This window comes from Pseudomonas sp. KH_050, assembly GCF_057838875.1.
Genome location: NZ_CM174478.1, coordinates 3,297,691 through 3,314,332 on the forward strand (window position 1 = coordinate 3,297,691; position 16,642 = coordinate 3,314,332).

At 60.6% G+C, this 16,642-nt stretch carries 11 protein-coding genes; 6 read left to right on the plus strand and 5 right to left on the minus strand.

The window, feature by feature from the left end; all coding sequences use genetic code 11:
- Positions 1–80 precede the first annotated feature (80 nt).
- The 6 genes from AC3IUA_RS15190 (at position 81) to AC3IUA_RS15215 (ending at position 10,805) form a co-directional block, all read left to right on the plus strand.
- Positions 81–2,093 carry a DUF1302 domain-containing protein gene (locus AC3IUA_RS15190; protein WP_489362169.1) on the plus strand — a complete coding sequence of 671 codons (2,013 nt, stop codon included), beginning with the start codon at positions 81–83 and terminating at the stop codon, positions 2,091–2,093.
- 39 nt (positions 2,094–2,132) lie between these two features.
- Complete coding sequence (locus AC3IUA_RS15195) at positions 2,133–3,491, plus strand: DUF1329 domain-containing protein (RefSeq protein WP_489362171.1); 1,359 nt, start codon at positions 2,133–2,135, stop codon at positions 3,489–3,491.
- Positions 3,492–3,641: 150 nt separating this feature from the next.
- On the plus strand, positions 3,642–4,715 hold the full coding sequence (locus AC3IUA_RS15200; RefSeq protein ID WP_489362173.1) for a WD40/YVTN/BNR-like repeat-containing protein: 1,074 nt from the start codon (positions 3,642–3,644) through the stop codon (positions 4,713–4,715).
- Between the two features lie 31 nt (positions 4,716–4,746).
- Positions 4,747–7,203 (plus strand): efflux RND transporter permease subunit, encoded by a 2,457-nt coding sequence (locus tag AC3IUA_RS15205; protein WP_489362174.1) that lies wholly within the window; start codon positions 4,747–4,749, stop codon positions 7,201–7,203.
- Between the two features lie 97 nt (positions 7,204–7,300).
- On the plus strand, positions 7,301–9,079 hold the full coding sequence (locus tag AC3IUA_RS15210) for an acyl-CoA dehydrogenase C-terminal domain-containing protein (protein ID WP_489362176.1): 1,779 nt from the start codon (positions 7,301–7,303) through the stop codon (positions 9,077–9,079).
- A gap of 52 nt (positions 9,080–9,131) precedes the next feature.
- Positions 9,132–10,805, plus strand: coding sequence for a fatty acid--CoA ligase (locus AC3IUA_RS15215; RefSeq protein ID WP_489362178.1), 1,674 nt, complete (start codon positions 9,132–9,134; stop codon positions 10,803–10,805).
- Positions 10,806–10,956: 151 nt separating this feature from the next.
- On the opposite strand, the gene AC3IUA_RS15220 is transcribed toward AC3IUA_RS15215, so the two are convergent.
- From AC3IUA_RS15220 to arcD, 5 genes are all read right to left on the minus strand, one after another.
- Positions 10,957–11,319, minus strand: a complete 363-nt coding sequence (locus tag AC3IUA_RS15220) for a DUF5064 family protein (protein WP_489362179.1) — start codon at positions 11,317–11,319, stop codon at positions 10,957–10,959.
- Between the two features lie 64 nt (positions 11,320–11,383).
- Positions 11,384–12,313 carry a carbamate kinase gene (gene arcC / locus AC3IUA_RS15225; protein ID WP_489362181.1) on the minus strand — a complete coding sequence of 310 codons (930 nt, stop codon included), beginning with the start codon at positions 12,311–12,313 and terminating at the stop codon, positions 11,384–11,386.
- A gap of 116 nt (positions 12,314–12,429) precedes the next feature.
- Positions 12,430–13,440 carry an ornithine carbamoyltransferase gene (locus AC3IUA_RS15230; RefSeq protein ID WP_489362182.1) on the minus strand — a complete coding sequence of 337 codons (1,011 nt, stop codon included), beginning with the start codon at positions 13,438–13,440 and terminating at the stop codon, positions 12,430–12,432.
- A 77-nt stretch (positions 13,441–13,517) separates the two neighbouring features.
- A complete protein-coding gene (arcA, locus tag AC3IUA_RS15235; RefSeq protein ID WP_489362184.1) occupies positions 13,518–14,774 on the minus strand; it encodes an arginine deiminase in 1,257 nt (418 codons plus the stop codon).
- Between the two features lie 35 nt (positions 14,775–14,809).
- The gene (arcD, locus tag AC3IUA_RS15240; protein WP_489354979.1) at positions 14,810–16,237 is read right to left on the minus strand and encodes an arginine-ornithine antiporter; all 1,428 of its coding nucleotides are present in this window, start codon (positions 16,235–16,237) and stop codon (positions 14,810–14,812) included.
- Positions 16,238–16,642 lie beyond the last annotated feature (405 nt).

The window sequence follows — 16,642 nt, forward strand, 5'->3', positions numbered from 1 at the left end:
AAAAACGCAGGCCCTTTCACCAGGGCTTACGCAAGGGAAGCTGCGCTTAAAAACAAGTACAACATGGCGGAGACAACGCAATGCATAACAATAAGAGTCATAGCCACAACCCCCCACATCGCAGCCTGCTGACCCTGGCTATCCTTGCTGCTTGCGTGCCGGTTGCCCATGGGTTTGAGCTCGACACCGGCAATCCCGACTGGGCCGTGCGCTTTGACAACACCGTCAAGTACAACTACGGCGTGCGCACCGAGAGCGCGGACCGGCGCATGCTGGGGACGCCGAACAACAACGACGGCGACTACAACTTCCGCAAGTCCGGCACCAACATTACCAACCGTGTGGACCTGTTGACCGAGCTGGATGTGGTCCATCAAGGCAACAAGGGTTTTCGCGTCAGTGCCGCGAGCTGGTACGACAAGGCGTATGAAAACACCGGCTCCAATTCCAATCCGTTCGTCAACGGCAATGGATCAACTTCGGGCCTGGTCGCCAATGATCCGCGTCTTGGCGCGGTCACCCGGGACAATGTCGGCAATGGCAGCCCTCACCTGAGCAACTACGCCCAGCGCTACTACACCGGTCCCTCCGGCGAGATTCTGGATGCCTTCGTCTTCTACAGCACCGAAGTGGGTGAGGAGTCCCTGTTCAGCATCAAGGCCGGGCAACACAACGTGTTCTGGGGTGAGACCATTCTGAACCCGGTGCATTCGGTCAGCTACGGCCAGTCCGGCCTTGATCTGGCCAAGCTGGCAGCGTCCCCCGGTACCGAGGCCAAGGAACTGTTCGTCCCGCGCAATCAGGTGTCGATGTCCTTCACCGTCAATCCCGAGTTGACCCTGGGCGCCCAGTACTTCCTGGACTGGAATGCCGCGCGCCTGCCTGAGGCCGGCACCTACTATGGCGGTTCGGATCTGGTGGGGTTTGGCGCGCAGTCTTTCCTGCTGGGCAATACCAATGCCGTGGTACCTGGAAGCCCGCTGGGTTGTGGCCTGGCACCCTGCAACGGGCTGACCAATGTGCGTCGTGGGCATGATTTGAAACCGGACAAGCACGGCGACTGGGGGGTGATGGCCAAATGGTCGCCGCAATGGCTGGACGGTACGCTGGGCGTTTACTACCGCAAGACCTCGGATATTTTGCCGCAGGCCTGGTTGAACGGCGCCGGGCTGAGTTCGGCGAATGCCAACGGTACGCCGCCAGCGGGGATGGTGCCGGCTGTCGTCAATACGCTGAACTCGCTGAGCACCGCCACCTATCAACTGGCCTATGGCGACGACATCGACGTCTTCGGTTTCAGCCTGTCCAAGGATGTGGCGGGGATTAGTGTCGGCAGTGACCTGAACATCCGCCACAACATGCCGCTGGCCAGCATCCCGGCTGTGCTCAGTTCCACCGGGCCGCTGGGTCTGGGTCAAGGTCTGGGCCTGTTGCCTGCGCGTACGGCGGCCACCGGTATCGTCTATGACACCCCTGGCAAAGGCGACAGCATGAGCGCCACCGGCGACACGCTGCACTGGACGCTCAACGGTCTGATGACCATTTCCAAGACACCGCTGTTCGATTCGGCCGTCCTGCTCGGCGAGCTGTATTACAGCAACCTGCTCAAGCTCGATAGCAAGAACGAGGCGCTCTACAAGGGCAAGAGCAGCTATCGCGGCATTGATGCGCCGACCCGGGACAACTGGGGTATCGCAGTCAACTTCACGCCGACCTGGTACCAGGTGTTCCCTGGGGTCGACTTGAGCATGCCGATGTCCGTCAACGTCGGCCTGGACGGCGTTTCACCGGTGTCCGGCGGTGGTGCGAAAGACACCGGCAACTATGCGCTCGGCGTCGGTGCTGCCGTCTACAACAAATACTTTGTCGACCTCAAGTACGTGGATGCCTTCGGCGAGGCAGACAAGTGCGATGTCAGCGGGATCGGTACCGGTGCTGCCAATGCCGGCAGTGGCGATGGCTCCACGCCGAACGCCTTCAGCGGTAACCAGAACTATGCCTGCTATGCCGGTGGCTATTCGGCCTTCTCGGGAGGCGGCGCGACCACTGAAGACCGTGGCGCGCTGTACCTGACGCTGAAAACCACCTTTTGATTCACCCATTGCTTAGTCATTAAGCAGGAGAACAACAAAATGAAATTCGTCCAAACTCTGCTGGCCGCTTCCCTGGCCATGACCATTGCCACGCATGCACAGGCAGCCGTATCGGCTCCGGAGGCGGCCCGACTGGGCAGCAGCCTGACCCTGGTGGGTGCCGAAAAGGCCGGTAATGCCGACGGTTCCATTCCCGCCTATAACGGCGGCCTGAACACTGCCCCGGCCAGCTTCAAGACGGGTGACAGTATGCGCCCGGACCCCTTTGCCGGGGAAAAACCGCTGCTGGTGATCAATGGCAAGAACGTCGACCAGTACAAGGGCATGCTCAGTGCCACCACCGTGGAGCTGGCCAAGCGTTTCCCCAGCTACCGCGTCGACGTTTATCCGACCCACCGCACCGCAGCATTGCCGCAGGCGGTGCTGGATAACAGTCTGAAGAATGCCAACGGCGCCAAGTCCCTTGAAGGCGGGTTGGCCATCGACAACGTATTGCCCGGCGTACCGTTTCCGATCCCGCAATCGGGCAGCGAGGCCATGTGGAACTTCTTGCTGCGTTACCAGGGGGTCAACATCAACTCCAAGTACGACTCCTGGAACGTCGACTCGGCCGGCGTGCCAAGCCTGGCGACCACCGGCCAGGCGTTCATTACCTACCCGATCTACGAGAACATGGCGCAGCCGATCAGCAGTGCCGACGTGTACTACCAGATGAAGCTGTACTACACCGGCCCCGCGCGCAGGGCCGGCGAGGCGATCATGCTCAAGGACGCCGCCAACCCGCTGGAGCAGCCGCGCCGCGCGTGGCAGTACCTGCCGGGTCAGCGTCGGGTCAAACTGGCGCCGAACCTGGCCTATGACACACCGAACCCCGGTACCGCCGGCGCCGGCACTTACGACGATGTATTCGTGTTCAACGGCGCGCTGGATCGCTACGACTGGAAGCTGGTGGGCAAGCAGGAAATGATCGTGCCCTACAACACCTACAAGCTGACCTACGCCCAGGATCCCAAGACGCTGACCACCCCCAACCACCTCGCACCCGATTTCGTGCGCTGGGAGAAGCACCGTGTCTGGGTCGTGGAGGGCAACCTCAAGGCCGGCGCACGTCACATCTACCAGAAGCGCCGCTTCTACCTGGATGAAGACAGCTGGGCCGCTCTGGCCTCCGACCAGTACGACGCGCGTGGCCAGCTCTACCGTGGATCCTTCGCTTTCCTCAGCCAGAGCTATGACAAGCAGGTTCCGGACTCCACGCCTTTCATGATCTACGACCTGGTCGGTGGCTCCTACAACATCAACGGAGTGGTGGGTCCTTACGGCGGCATCCGGTACATCGATTCGCTGTCCAAGGCGCAGTGGTCGCCGGAGTCCCTGGCGGGGGCCGGTATTCGCTAGACACACTGTGATAAAGCGCCCGTTCGGTCGACTGCCCCGGCAGTCTGACCGGACGCCTGTCGGTGTGGCGCCGATTGTCCAGGGCGCCTGATTCCAACGCCGGGCTGCACTCTGCGTAGCCCCGGCGCAGTTCCCTCAAGAGGACGCAGTATGTGTTCGTACAAGAAGTACGTGTTGCTGGCGCTGGGCGCCACGCTGGCACTGTTGCAGGGTGTCGCCCAGGCGGCCAGCTACATTGACGTGCTGGATCTGCCGGCCAGGACCAGTGCCCTGGCGGTGCGCAGTCCCTTGCTGGACACGGCCCGTGCCGGTGAGCGCCTGGTCGCCGTCGGTCAGCGTGGCCACATTCTCTTTTCCGATGATGCCGGCCAGAACTGGCAGCAGGCCGCCGTGCCGGTCAGTGCCGACCTCAATGCCGTGCATTTTTCCTCCGCCGGGCAGGGCTGGGCGGTCGGCAACGATGGCGTGGTGCTGCACAGCAGCGATGCCGGCGTCACCTGGACCAAACAGTTGGACGGCCGTGAGATCGGCGCTTTACTGGTCAAGCATTACAGCGCGCTGGCCAGTGCCGAACCGGCCAACGAACTCTGGGCGCAGCTTGTCGGCGATGGCCAGCGGCTGATCGAAGAGGGCGCCGACAAACCGCTGCTCGACGTCTGGTTCGCCAACGACAAACTCGGCTATGCGGTCGGTGCGTTCAACCTGATCCTGCGTACCGAAGACGGCGGCCAGCACTGGACGCCTTTCCAGGACCGTACCGATAACCCCCAGGGCTTGCACCTCAACGCCATCGCCTCCACCGGTGACGCGCTCTACATCGCCGGCGAACAGGGCCTGCTGCTCAAGTGGGATGACTCGCTCCAGCGTTTCATGGCCGTCCAGACACCTTATCAGGGCAGCTTTTTTGGTGTGGTCGGCAAACCTGGGGAAGTACTGGCCTACGGTCTGCGCGGTCATGTGTTTCGCAGCACCGATGGCGGTGCCAGCTGGAGCCCGCTCAACACCGGCCTGCAGGTCAGCATCTCCGCAGCCACGCTGGACGCCGCTGGCCGCTACCGGCTTTTCACCCAGGCCGGGCACATGCTGCTCAGCCAGGAGAATGGCACGCGATTGCAAGGGGTGGCGCAGCAAAACCAGACACCGGTAGCCGGCGCCACCCTGGCCGCCGATGGCTCGCTGGTGTTGGTGGGCAGTCGTGGTGCGCGTGCGCTTCGCGTCGAATAAGAACTGGATCAATTAGAGCGAGTACCCTGACATGGGCAATATCAAGCAAGACACCATGCCGGTGATTTGCGACTTGCATGACTTCGATCGAAGCACCGGTAACCTGCTGGAACGGTGGGTGTTCAATCACCGTCCGCTGTTCATGCTGCTCATGGCGCTGATCACCCTGGTGCTCGGTTACATGATGGCGACCCGCCTGGAACTGCGTCCCAGTTTCGAGAAAATGATTCCGCAGAGCCAGCCGTATATCCAGAATTTCCTCGAGAACCGCAAGTCATTGCGCGGCCTGGGCAGTTCGGTGCGGGTCGTGGTGGAGAACACCCAGGGCGATATTTTCGACCCCGAGTATCTGAGCGTGCTCAAGCAGGTCAACGACGACTTGTTCCTCACTGAAGGGGTCGACCGCGCCTGGATGAAGTCACTGTGGAGTTCGGCGGTGCGCTGGACCGAAGTCACCGAAGAGGGCTTCCAGGGCGGTCCGGTGATGCCCGATACCTACCAGGGCTCGGCCGAAGACATCGAGCAGCTGCGCCAGAACATCAACCGCGCCGGCATCGTTGGCAGCCTGGTGGCCAGCGACTTCAAATCGAGCATGTTGATCGTGCCGCTGCTGGACAGGGCCTCGGCCACCGGGCAAGGCATCAACTATCATCAGTTCGCCCGGGTTCTCGAAGAGCAATTGCGGGACAAGATCGAGTTCGCCGGTGACAGCAAGGCGCGCAAGGCCGGGGAGGAGGGCGAGGGCAAGTACAAGGTCCGGGTGATCGGTTTCGCCAAATTGATCGGCGATCTGATCGATGGCCTGATCCAGGTGATGATGTTCTTCGGCCTGGCGGTGATTACCTCGTTCGTGATCATTTACCTCTACACCCGGTGCATCCGCAGCACCCTGCTGGTGATTTTCTGTTCGCTGACGGCGGTGGTCTGGCAGCTGGGCATCGTCGCCTGGCTGGGTTACGCCATCGATCCCTACTCGGTCCTTGTGCCATTCCTGATCTTCGCCATCGGCGTGTCCCACGCCGCGCAGAAGATGAACGGCATCATGCAGGACATCGCCCGCGGCACCCATAAACAGGTGGCGGCGCGCTACACTTTCCGTCGCCTGTTCATCGCCGGCGTCACCGCGCTGCTGGCCGACGCGGTCGGTTTCGCGGTGCTGATGCTGATCGATATCCCGGTGATTCAGGACCTGGCCATTACCGCCAGTATCGGCGTGGCCGTGCTGATCTTTACCTCGCTGCTGCTGATGCCAGTGGCCCTCTCGTATATCGGCGTCGGTCGCAAGGCCGCCGCTCGTGCATTGAAGATCGATAGCCGGGCCGCCGAGCATCGCGGTTTCGGCAAACTGTGGGATTTCCTCGACCGTTTCACCACGCCCAAGTGGGCCTTGGGCATTGTGCTGGGTGCCGTGGTCATGGGCATCGCAGGTTTCGTGGTCAGCCTGCAGCTGAAAATCGGCGACCTCGACAGTGGTGCCCCGGAGCTGCGCGCGGACTCACGCTACAACCGCGACAACGCTTACATCACCAGCCACTATGCGCTGTCCAGCGACCTGTTCGCAGTGATGATCAAGACCCCGGCCGAAGGCTGCCTGAACTATCAGACGCTGATCCTGGCCGACCGCCTGGCCTGGGAGCTGCAGCAACACCCGGGTGTGCAAGCGACTTCATCGCTGGTCAACGCGGTACGCCAGATCACTGCCGGCTCCTTCGAGGGCAACCCCAAGCTGAACAGCATCCAGCGCAATCAGAACGTGCTGAACTACGCCGCGCAACAGGCCTCGGTCAATGCGCCGGAGTTGTTCAATACCGACTGTTCGGTGATGCCGGTGATCGCGTTCCTCAAGGACCACAAGGCCGAAACGCTCGACGCAGTGGTCGCCATCGCCGACACCTTCGCCAGGGAAAACAGCACCGAGGATCGCCAGTTCCTGCTCGCCGCCGGCACCGCCGGCATTGAAGCGGCGACCAACATCGTGGTGCGCGAGGCCAACCGTACCATGCTGCTTTATGTCTACCTGGCCGTGACGCTGTTCTGCCTGATCACTTTCCGTAGCTGGCGCGCGACGCTGGTGGCGTTGTTGCCGCTGGTGCTCACCTCGATCCTTTGCGAGGCGCTGATGGTGATCATGGGTATTGGCGTGAAAGTCGCGACGCTGCCGGTCATCGCCCTGGGGGTAGGCATTGGCGTGGACTACGCGCTGTACCTGCTCAGTGTGCAGCTGCACTACCAGCGCAGCGGCATGTCGCTGTCGGAAGCCTATCGCAATGCGGTGGCCTTCACTGGCCGGGTCGTCGGACTGGTCGGCATAACCCTGGCGGCCGGCGTGGTGTGCTGGGCCTGGTCGCCGATCAAGTTCCAGGCCGACATGGGCATCCTGCTGACCTTCATGTTCATCTGGAACATGCTCGGGGCACTGATCCTGATTCCGGCGCTGTCGTATTTCCTGCTGCGAAGCACCGGGAGCCAGTCGATCCGGCTCCACTGATGGCCCCCTTGGAATTTTTTAGCACTCACCCGCGAGGGTGACACTTCCACTGACCAGGGCATGTTCAATGCCCTGGCAATGCCTGAGTAGTTCAATCATGTCTGATTACAAAGCGCCCCTGCGCGACATTCGTTTCGTACTCAACGAGGTCTTCGAAGTCTCCAGGTTGTGGGCCGCAATGCCGGCCCTGGCCGAGGTGGTGGATGAAGACACCGCCAATGCCGTCCTCGAGGAAGCCGGCAAGATTACCGCAGACCTCATCGCGCCGCTCAATCGCGGTGGCGACGAGCAGGGCTGTTCCTGGTGCGCCGGCGAGGTGACCACACCAGCCGGTTTCCCGGCCGCCTATCGGGCGTTTGCCGAGGGCGGTTGGGTCGGCGTTGGCGGCGATCCGGCGTACGGCGGCATGGGCATGCCCAAGGTGATCGGCGCCCAGGTCGAGGAAATGGTCAACGCAGCCAATCTTTCCTTCGGCCTGTATCCGATGCTGACCGCCGGCGCCTGCCTGGCCATCAACGCTCACGCCAGTGAATCGTTGAAAGCGACGTACCTGCCAAACCTGTATGCCGGCGTCTGGGCTGGCTCCATGTGCCTGACCGAACCGCATGCCGGGACCGATCTGGGGATGATCCGCACCAAGGCCGAACCGCAGGCCGACGGTTCCTATAAGGTCAGCGGGACGAAGATTTTCATTACCGGCGGCGAGCACGACCTGACCGAAAACATCATCCACCTGGTGCTGGCCAGGCTGCCCGATGCACCGGCAGGCCCGAAAGGCATCTCGCTGTTCCTGGTGCCGAAGTTCATGGTCAATGCCGATGGCAGTCCGGGCCAGAAGAACGCGCTGTCCTGCGGCTCGATCGAACACAAGATGGGGATCAAGGCTTCGGCCACCTGCGTGATGAACTTCGACGGCGCCACGGGCTGGATCGTCGATGCGCCGAACAAGGGCCTGGCGGCCATGTTCACCATGATGAACTATGAGCGCCTGGGCGTTGGCATCCAGGGTCTGGCTTGCGGCGAGCGTTCCTATCAAAGCGCCGTCGAGTACGCCCGTGATCGTCTGCAAAGCCGATCGCCGACCGGTCCGCAAGCCACGGACAAGGTGGCTGACCCGATCATCGTGCATCCGGACGTGCGCCGCATGTTGCTGACCATGAAAGCCTGCAACGAAGGCGGTCGAGCGTTTTCCACCTACGTGGCCATGCAACTCGATACCGCCAAGTTCAGCGAGGACCCGACTACACGCAAACGCGCCGAGGCACTGGTGGCGCTGTTGACGCCGGTCGCCAAGGCCTTCCTCACCGACCTGGGTCTGGAAACCACCATTCATGGTCAGCAGGTATTCGGCGGTCACGGCTACATCCGCGAGTGGGGCCAGGAGCAACTGGTGCGCGACGTGCGTATCACCCAGATCTACGAAGGCACCAACGGCATTCAGGCGCTGGACCTGGTCGGGCGCAAGGTGCTGGGCACCGGCGGCGCGTCCTACCAACTGTTTGCCGACGAAGTTCGACATTTCACCGCCACCGCGGGTGCGCAGCTGGGCGAATTCGTCAAACCGCTGAATGCGGCCCTGGACAACCTCGATGAATTGACCGCCTGGGTGCTGGATCGCTGCACAACCAACCCGAATGAGATCGGCGCGGCTTCCGTGGAGTACCTGCAGGCTTTCGGCTACACCGCCTATGCCTACATGTGGGCGTTGATGGCCCAAGCCGCCATGGGCAAGGAAGCGCAGGACGATTTCTACGCCAGCAAACTGGGCACCGCACGCTTCTACTTTGCCCGCCTGTTACCGCGAGTTCATTCGTTGGCTGCGTCGGTGAAGGCCGGTAGCGAGTCGCTGTACTTGCTCAATGCCGAGCAGTTCTGACCCCCATGAGCTGGAGAGTGATCTCCAATTAATAAAAATCAGGAAGACTACCGTGGTGACAACAAAAATAATCGCGCCCGCGCAAGGCGCCTATGCCTATCCATTGCTGATCAAAAGCCTGCTGCTCTCGGGTGCGCGATACGCACCGGAGCAGGAGATCGTCTACGCGGACAAGCTGCGTTACAGCTACCGGACGCTCAATGAACGAATCAGGCGATTGGCCAACGCGCTGACGAATGCCGGCGTCAAGGCAGGAGACACGGTGGCGCTGCTGGATTGGGACAGCCACCGTTATCTGGAGTGCTTCTTTGCCGTGCCCATGATTGGCGCGGTGCTGCACACGGTCAATATTCGCCTTTCCCCGGAGCAGGTGCTCTACACCATGAACCACGCCGAGGATGACCTGGTGTTGGTGCATGATGATTTCCTGCCGTTGATCGAGCAGATTCAGGGCGAGCTGACGACCGTCAAGGGCTATATCCAGCTCAGTGATGTCGGCACGACACCGACCGGGCTGCCGGTGGTGGGGGAATATGAATGCCTGCTGGCGCAGGCTGACGCTCACTTCGACTTCCCTGACTTCGACGAGAACTCGGTGGCGACCATTTTCTACACCACCGGCACCACCGGAAATCCCAAGGGCGTCTACTTCACGCACCGTCAGTTGGTGCTGCATACCCTCAATGCCGTGGGTACCCTGGGCGTGTACCAGGGCTTGCCGTTGTTACGCTCGGACGATGTGTACATGCCCATCACGCCGATGTTTCATGTGCATGCCTGGGGCGTGCCCTATGTCGCGACGCTGATGGGGATCAAGCAGGTTTACCCGGGGCGGTATGAGCCCAATAGCCTGGTCAGGTTGTACCGCGAAGAAAAGGTCAGCTTTTCCCATTGCGTGCCGACGATTCTGCAGATGATCCTGGGGTGCGACGAAGCCGCGCAGACTGACTTCAACGGCTGGAAAATGCTCTTGGGTGGAAGTGCGTTGACCCAGGGCATCGCGGCCCAGGCGACCGCAAGGGGCCTGCAGGTCCATAGCGGATACGGGATGTCCGAGACCTGCCCGTTACTGTGTTTGACTCACTTGCGTGAGGCAGAACTTGCACAACCCGCGCAAGCGCAGGTGGCCGCTCGAATCAAGACTGGGATTGCGGTGCCGATGGTCGATTTGCGGATCATCGATGCCAGCGGCAATGACGCACCTCACGATGGCGAGGCGCTGGGCGAAATCGTGGTACGTGCGCCCTGGCTGACCCAAGGCTACCTCAAAGAGCCGGAGCAGGGGGCACAGCTTTGGCAAAACGGTTGGATGCATACCGGTGACATCGCCTCGATCGATGCCCTCGGCGTGGTGGAGATCAAGGACCGGATCAAAGACGTCATCAAGACGGGAGGGGAGTGGATCAGCTCGTTGGAGCTGGAGAGCCTGATCAGCGAACACCCGGCAGTCAGCTCGGTCGCGGTGGTGGGCATTCCTGACCCGCAGTGGGGTGAGCGGCCAGTGGCCCTGGTAGTTTGCGCGTCAGGAGCAGGCATTACCGCCGAAATACTGGAAGTCCATCTGCATCAGTATGTCGAGAGTGGCCGTATCAACAAGTGGGCGATCCCCAGGCAGATCAGGATCGTTGCCGACATTCCCAAGACCAGTGTCGGGAAAATCAACAAGCGGTTGATCCGAGAACACGAACTGAGCGCGGGTGAGAGAGGAACGGGAGCAGATCTCTAGCGCTTTCAAGACCTGGTAACTACACATCTCGTTGGCCGAACACTCTACCCGTGGCGAGGGAGCTTGCTCCCTCGCCACAGTATTCGGTAGCCCTTAAAGATGTGTAGATACCTCTCCCCGGTGGGGAGAGGGTGAGGGCTGGCCTTCGGATTCATTCCAGATGTTCAGGCTTCACCGGGTCCCCCGATTTCATATTCAGCTGTACCCGCACGTCTTCGAACATCGCGTCGTAGTGCTTGTGTACCGAACCGATGCTGCTCAGCATCTTGGGAATGCCGTACTTCTCTGCGATTTTCGTGACATTGCTGGCGAAGTTGTAGGCCTGATCCTTGGGCAGGTAGAAGTTCTCCTTCATTTCCTTGCCCTGGATGCTGCCATGCATCGTGAACAGCATCCCTTTGCCTTCCTTGGGATCCTGGGTGACTTCATAGTCGATGAATACGTTGTAGCTGACATCGTCCTTGTTCAGCGCGTGGCGCTCGATGTGCAGATGACCGGGCTCGAACGTGGCCATTGGCGTCTCTCCTGCAAAAGGCATTATTGAAGTGGGGGCAGGCGAGGATCCTGCCCCGAGGTTTTTACTGGTAAGTGATACCGGGTTTCGCCGTGCTGATACGGGTGCCGGCCTTGCCCTCGACGATTGCTTCGATGTCCGAGAGTGAACCGATCACCGCGACTTTTCCAGTGTTGCGGGCGAACTCGCAGGCGGCCTGGACCTTCGGTCCCATGGAGCCGGCGGCGAAGCCCAGAAGTTCCAGCTCGTCCGGGTGGGCCTGGGCGATGGCCTTCTGGGTCGGTTGGCCCCAGTCGACATACGCCGCGTTGACGTCCGTGGCGATCACCAACAGGTCGCTTTCAAGCTGCTCGGCCAGCAGCGCCGAGCAGAGGTCTTTGTCGATCACCGCTTCGATGCCCTGAAGTTTGCCGTTGGCGCCGTACATGGTCGGGATCCCGCCACCGCCGGCGCAGATCACGATGCTGCCTTTTTCCAGCAGCCATTTGATCGGACGGATCTCGAAGATGCGCTTGGGTTTCGGGCTGGCCACCACCCGGCGGAACTTGTCGCCGTCGGGGGCGATGCTCCAGCCTTTTTCCGCGGCGAGTCTTTGTGCATCAGCCTTGGAGTAGACCGGGCCGATGGGTTTGCTCGGGTTCTGGAAGGCCGGGTCCTGGGCGTCGACTTCAACCTGGGTCAACAGCGTGGCAAAGGGTACTTCGAAATCCAGCAGGTTGCCGAGTTCCTGTTCGATCATGTAGCCGATCATGCCTTCGGTTTCGGCGCCGAGGACGTCCAGCGGGTAGGGCGTTACCGAGGTATAGGCGGCCGCCTGCAACGACAGCAGGCCGACCTGCGGACCATTGCCGTGGGCAATCACCAGTTCGTTGCCGGGATGAATCCTGGCGATCTGTTCGGTAGCGGTGCGGATGTTGATGCGTTGATTGTCCGCGGTCATGGGTTCACCACGACGCAGGAGGGCGTTACCACCCAGAGCAACGACGATACGCATGATGCAGTCTCCCGTAGGAGCTGCCGAAGGCTGCGATCTTTTGATCTTCAGTCAAAAGATCGCAGTCTGCGGCAGCTCCTGCCCGTCAATGGTTGATCATGAAAAAGTGGTCAGCTTTAGATATCCGCCAGCGCCGACACCAGGATCGCCTTGATCGTGTGCATGCGGTTTTCCGCCTGCTCGAAGGCGATGTTGGCCGGCGATTCGAACACCTCTTCGGTGACTTCAACGCCATTGGCCAGGTGCGGATACCGCGCGGCGATGTCCTTGCCGACCTTGGTTTCACTGTTGTGGAAGGCCGGCAGGCAGTGCATGAATTTCACTCGTGGGTTGCCCGAGGCCTTCATCATCTTGGCGTTGACCTGATACGGCAGCAGTTGCTCGATCCGTTCGTCCCAGGCTTCCACCGGTTCACCCATGGACACCCAGATATCGGTGTGGATGAAATCGACGCCCTTGACCGCAGCCAGCGGGTCTTCGGTGATGGTGATGCGCGCACCGCTGTCTTCGGCGAAGGCTTTGCACTGGGCGATGAAGTCGGCATGGGGCCACAGGGCTTTGGGGGCGGCGATGCGCACGTCCATGCCCAGCTTGGCGCCGATCATCAGCAGCGAATTGCCCATGTTGTAGCGCGCGTCACCGAGGTAGGCGTAGCTGATGTCATGCAGCGGCTTGTCGCTGTGTTCGCGCATGGTCAGGGTGTCGGCGATCATTTGCGTCGGGTGGAATTCGGCGGTCAGGCCGTTGAACACCGGCACGCCGGCGAACTGGGCCAGCTCTTCGACGATTTCCTGTTCGAAGCCACGGTACTCGATGGCATCGAACATCCGCCCCAGCACGCGGGCGGTGTCTTTCATGCTTTCTTTGTGGCCGATCTGCGACGACACCGGGTCGATGTAGGTGACGTGAGCGCCCTGGTCGTGGGCCGCGACTTCGAAGGCGCAGCGGGTGCGGGTCGAGGTTTTTTCGAAGATCAGCGCGATGTTCTTGCCTTTGAGGTGTGGCCGTTCGGTGCCGGTGTACTTGGCGCGTTTCAGGTCCCGGGACAGGTCCAGCAGGTAGTGCAGCTCGCGAGTGGTGTGGTGCATCAAGCTCAGCAGGCTGCGGTTGCGCATATTGAAAGCCATGATGGATCTCCTTGGATGTCGGTCGTCCACTTGCCGAGGCTCTTCGTGGGGGCCGCGGCAAGCACGTCAATAATGGGTTAGTAGTCGATCGGGTCGCGGATGATCGGGCAGGTCATGCAATGGCCACCGCCACGGCCTCGACCGAGTTCGCCGGCGGTGATAGTGATGACTTCGACACCGGCCTTGCGCAGCAGGGTGTTGGTGTAGGTGTTGCGGTCGTAACCGATCACCACGCCGGGTTCCAAGGCCACTACGTTGTTGCCGTCGTCCCACTGTTCGCGTTCGGCGGCGAAGCTGTTGCCGCCGGTTTCGACCACGCGCAGGGTTTTCAGATTGAGCGCTGCGGCGACGGTGTCGAGGAAGTTGGTCTCTTCGCGACGAATGTCCATGCCGCCCGGTCTGCTTTCGTCAGGGCGCAGGGTGAAGGCAACGATCTGGTTCACCACTTCCGGGAAGATGGTCACCAGGTCGCGGTCGCAGAAGCTGAACACGGTGTCCAGGTGCATCGCCGCGCGGGACTTCGGCAGGCCGGCAACGATCACCCGCTCAACCGCTTTGTGCTTGAACAGATTCAGCGCCAGCTGGCCGATGGCCTGGCGCGAAGAGCGCTCGCCCATCCCGATCAACACCGCGCCATTGCCGATCGGCATGACGTCGCCCCCTTCAAGGGTGGAACTGCCGTGCTCCTGGTCCGGGTCGCCGTACCAGATCTGGAAGTCGGCGTTGGTGAACTGCGGGTGGAATTTGTAGATGGCCGTGGTCAGCAGGGTTTCCTGACGGCGGGCCGGCCAGTACATCGGGTTCAGGGTCACGCCACCGTAGATCCAGCAGGTGGTGTCGCGGGTGAACTGGGTGTTGGGCAGCGGCGGCAGAATGAAGCTCGAGTGGCCGAGGAAATCGCGGAACATCTGGATGGTCTTGCCGCCGAAGCTGTCCGGCAGGTCATCGGCGGAGACCCCGCCAATCAGGAATTCGGCGATCTTGCGCGGCTCCAGGCTACGCATCCAGGAGTCGGTTTCGTTAACCAGGCCCAGGCCCACTGAATTGGCGGTGATCTTGCGCTGCAGAATCCAGTCCAGGGCTTCAGGGATGGCCACGATATCGGTCAACAGGTTGTGCATTTCCAGCACATCGATGTTGCGTTCGCGCATTTTGGTGACGAAATCGAAATGGTCGCGCTTGGCCTGGGCGACCCACAGCACGTCGTCAAACAGCAGTTCGTCGCAGTTGTTCGGGGTCAGCCGCTGATGGGCCAGGCCGGGGGAGCAAACCATGACTTTGCGCAGTTTGCCGGCTTCGGAATGGACGCCGTACTTAACTTTTTCCTTGGTCATTACAGTTTTCCTCCAGATGACAAATCATTCAGGTGCTACAGAGTCAGGAAGCCGTCATACAGTCCGTAAGCTGCCACCAGGGCACCCACGACGACCGCGACGAAAATCAGCTTCTCGACGTTGGTGAAAACCGGTTTGTTGACTTCAAGCTTGGCCTTGGCGAACAGAATCGCGCCGGGGGCGTAGAGCAGGGCGGAGAGCAACAGGTATTTGACGCCGCCGGCATAGATCAGCCAGACCGCGTAAATCAGGGCGATGGCGCCGATGACCAGGTCTTTCTTGCGTTCGGCCAGGGCGTTCTCATAACTCTCGCCGCGCACCGCCAGCAGCAACGCGTAGGCCGCCGACCACAGGTAAGGCACCAGGATCATCGAGGTGGCGAGGTAGATCAGCGACAGGTAAGTACTGGCCGAAAACAATGTGATGATCAGGAACAGCTGCACCATCGCGTTGGTCAACCACAAGGCGTTGACCGGCACCTGGTTGGCGTTTTCCTTGCGCAGGAACGCCGGCATGGTGTGGTCCTTGGCGGCGGCGAACATGATCTCCGCGCACAGCAGCACCCACGACAGCAGCGCCCCGAGCAGCGAGATGATCAAGCCGACGCTGATCAGCACCGCGCCCCAGTCACCGACCACATGCTCGAGCACCGCCGCCATCGACGGGTTCTGCAATTTTGCCAGTTCCGGTTGAGTCATGATCCCCAGCGACAATACGTTCACCAGCACCAGGAACAGCAGCACGGTGATGAAGCCGATCACGGTCGCCTTGCCGACATCCGAACGCTTCTCGGCACGGGCCGAGAAGATGCTCGCGCCTTCGATGCCGATGAACACCCAGACAGTCACCAGCATCATGTTGCGCACCTGGTCCATCACGCTGCCCAGGTCCGGGTTTTTCAGGCCCCAGATGTCGGCGGTGAAAATGTCCAGCTTGAACGCGAAGAGTGCGATCAGCACAAACAACAGCAGCGGTACGACTTTGGCAACGGTGGTCACCAGGTTGATAAACGCCGCTTCCTTGATCCCGCGCAGCACCAGGAAATGCACGGCCCAGAGCAGCAGCGATGCGCCGATCACCGCGGCCACGGTGTTGCCTTCGCCGAAAATCGGGAAGAAATAACCGAGGGTGCTGAACAGCAGCACGAAGTAGCCGACGTTGCCCAGCCAGGCACTGATCCAGTAGCCCCAGGCCGAGGAGAAACCCATGTAATCGCCGAAACCGGCCTTGGCGTAGGCGTAGACACCGCCGTCCAGGTCAGGCTTGCGGTTAGCGAGGGTCTGGAACACAAACGCCAGGGTCAACATGCCCACGGCGGTGATGGCCCAGCCAATCAGTACGGCACCGACATCGGCACTGGCCGCCATGTTTTGCGGCAGCGAGAAGATCCCGCCACCAATCATCGATCCGACCACCAGAGCGACTAATGCGCCTAGCCGGAGTTTTCCGGGTGATTCAGACATTGCATGACTCCAATTCAGGAGAAGAGAGACAACAGAGTAATCTGCGCGCTATTCAAACAGCTGACTTAGATCAATGCATGGCGCCATTCCTTTGTTAATGAAAGACTTATGAATCTTTCACGCCCGAGCATCACGGCGTTGCCGAAAAAGCCCTGTCCAGAGATGTCGATCAGAACTAACAGGAACATAGCTTATCGGTGGAAGTTTAGACGCTAGTTTGTTCCTGTGTTTTAAAAATGTTGATCTTTGCTTTTAGAGTGGTTGATGAGGAAACACCGACAAAACTGCTATTTGGATTTGTCTCCATAGAGTGATTGGTTATAAATAAAAGACATTCATTGGCGCTAATTGATATACGTTATTACGCTTTAGCTATTAAGTTAAACCCACTATGTGACGGTCTCG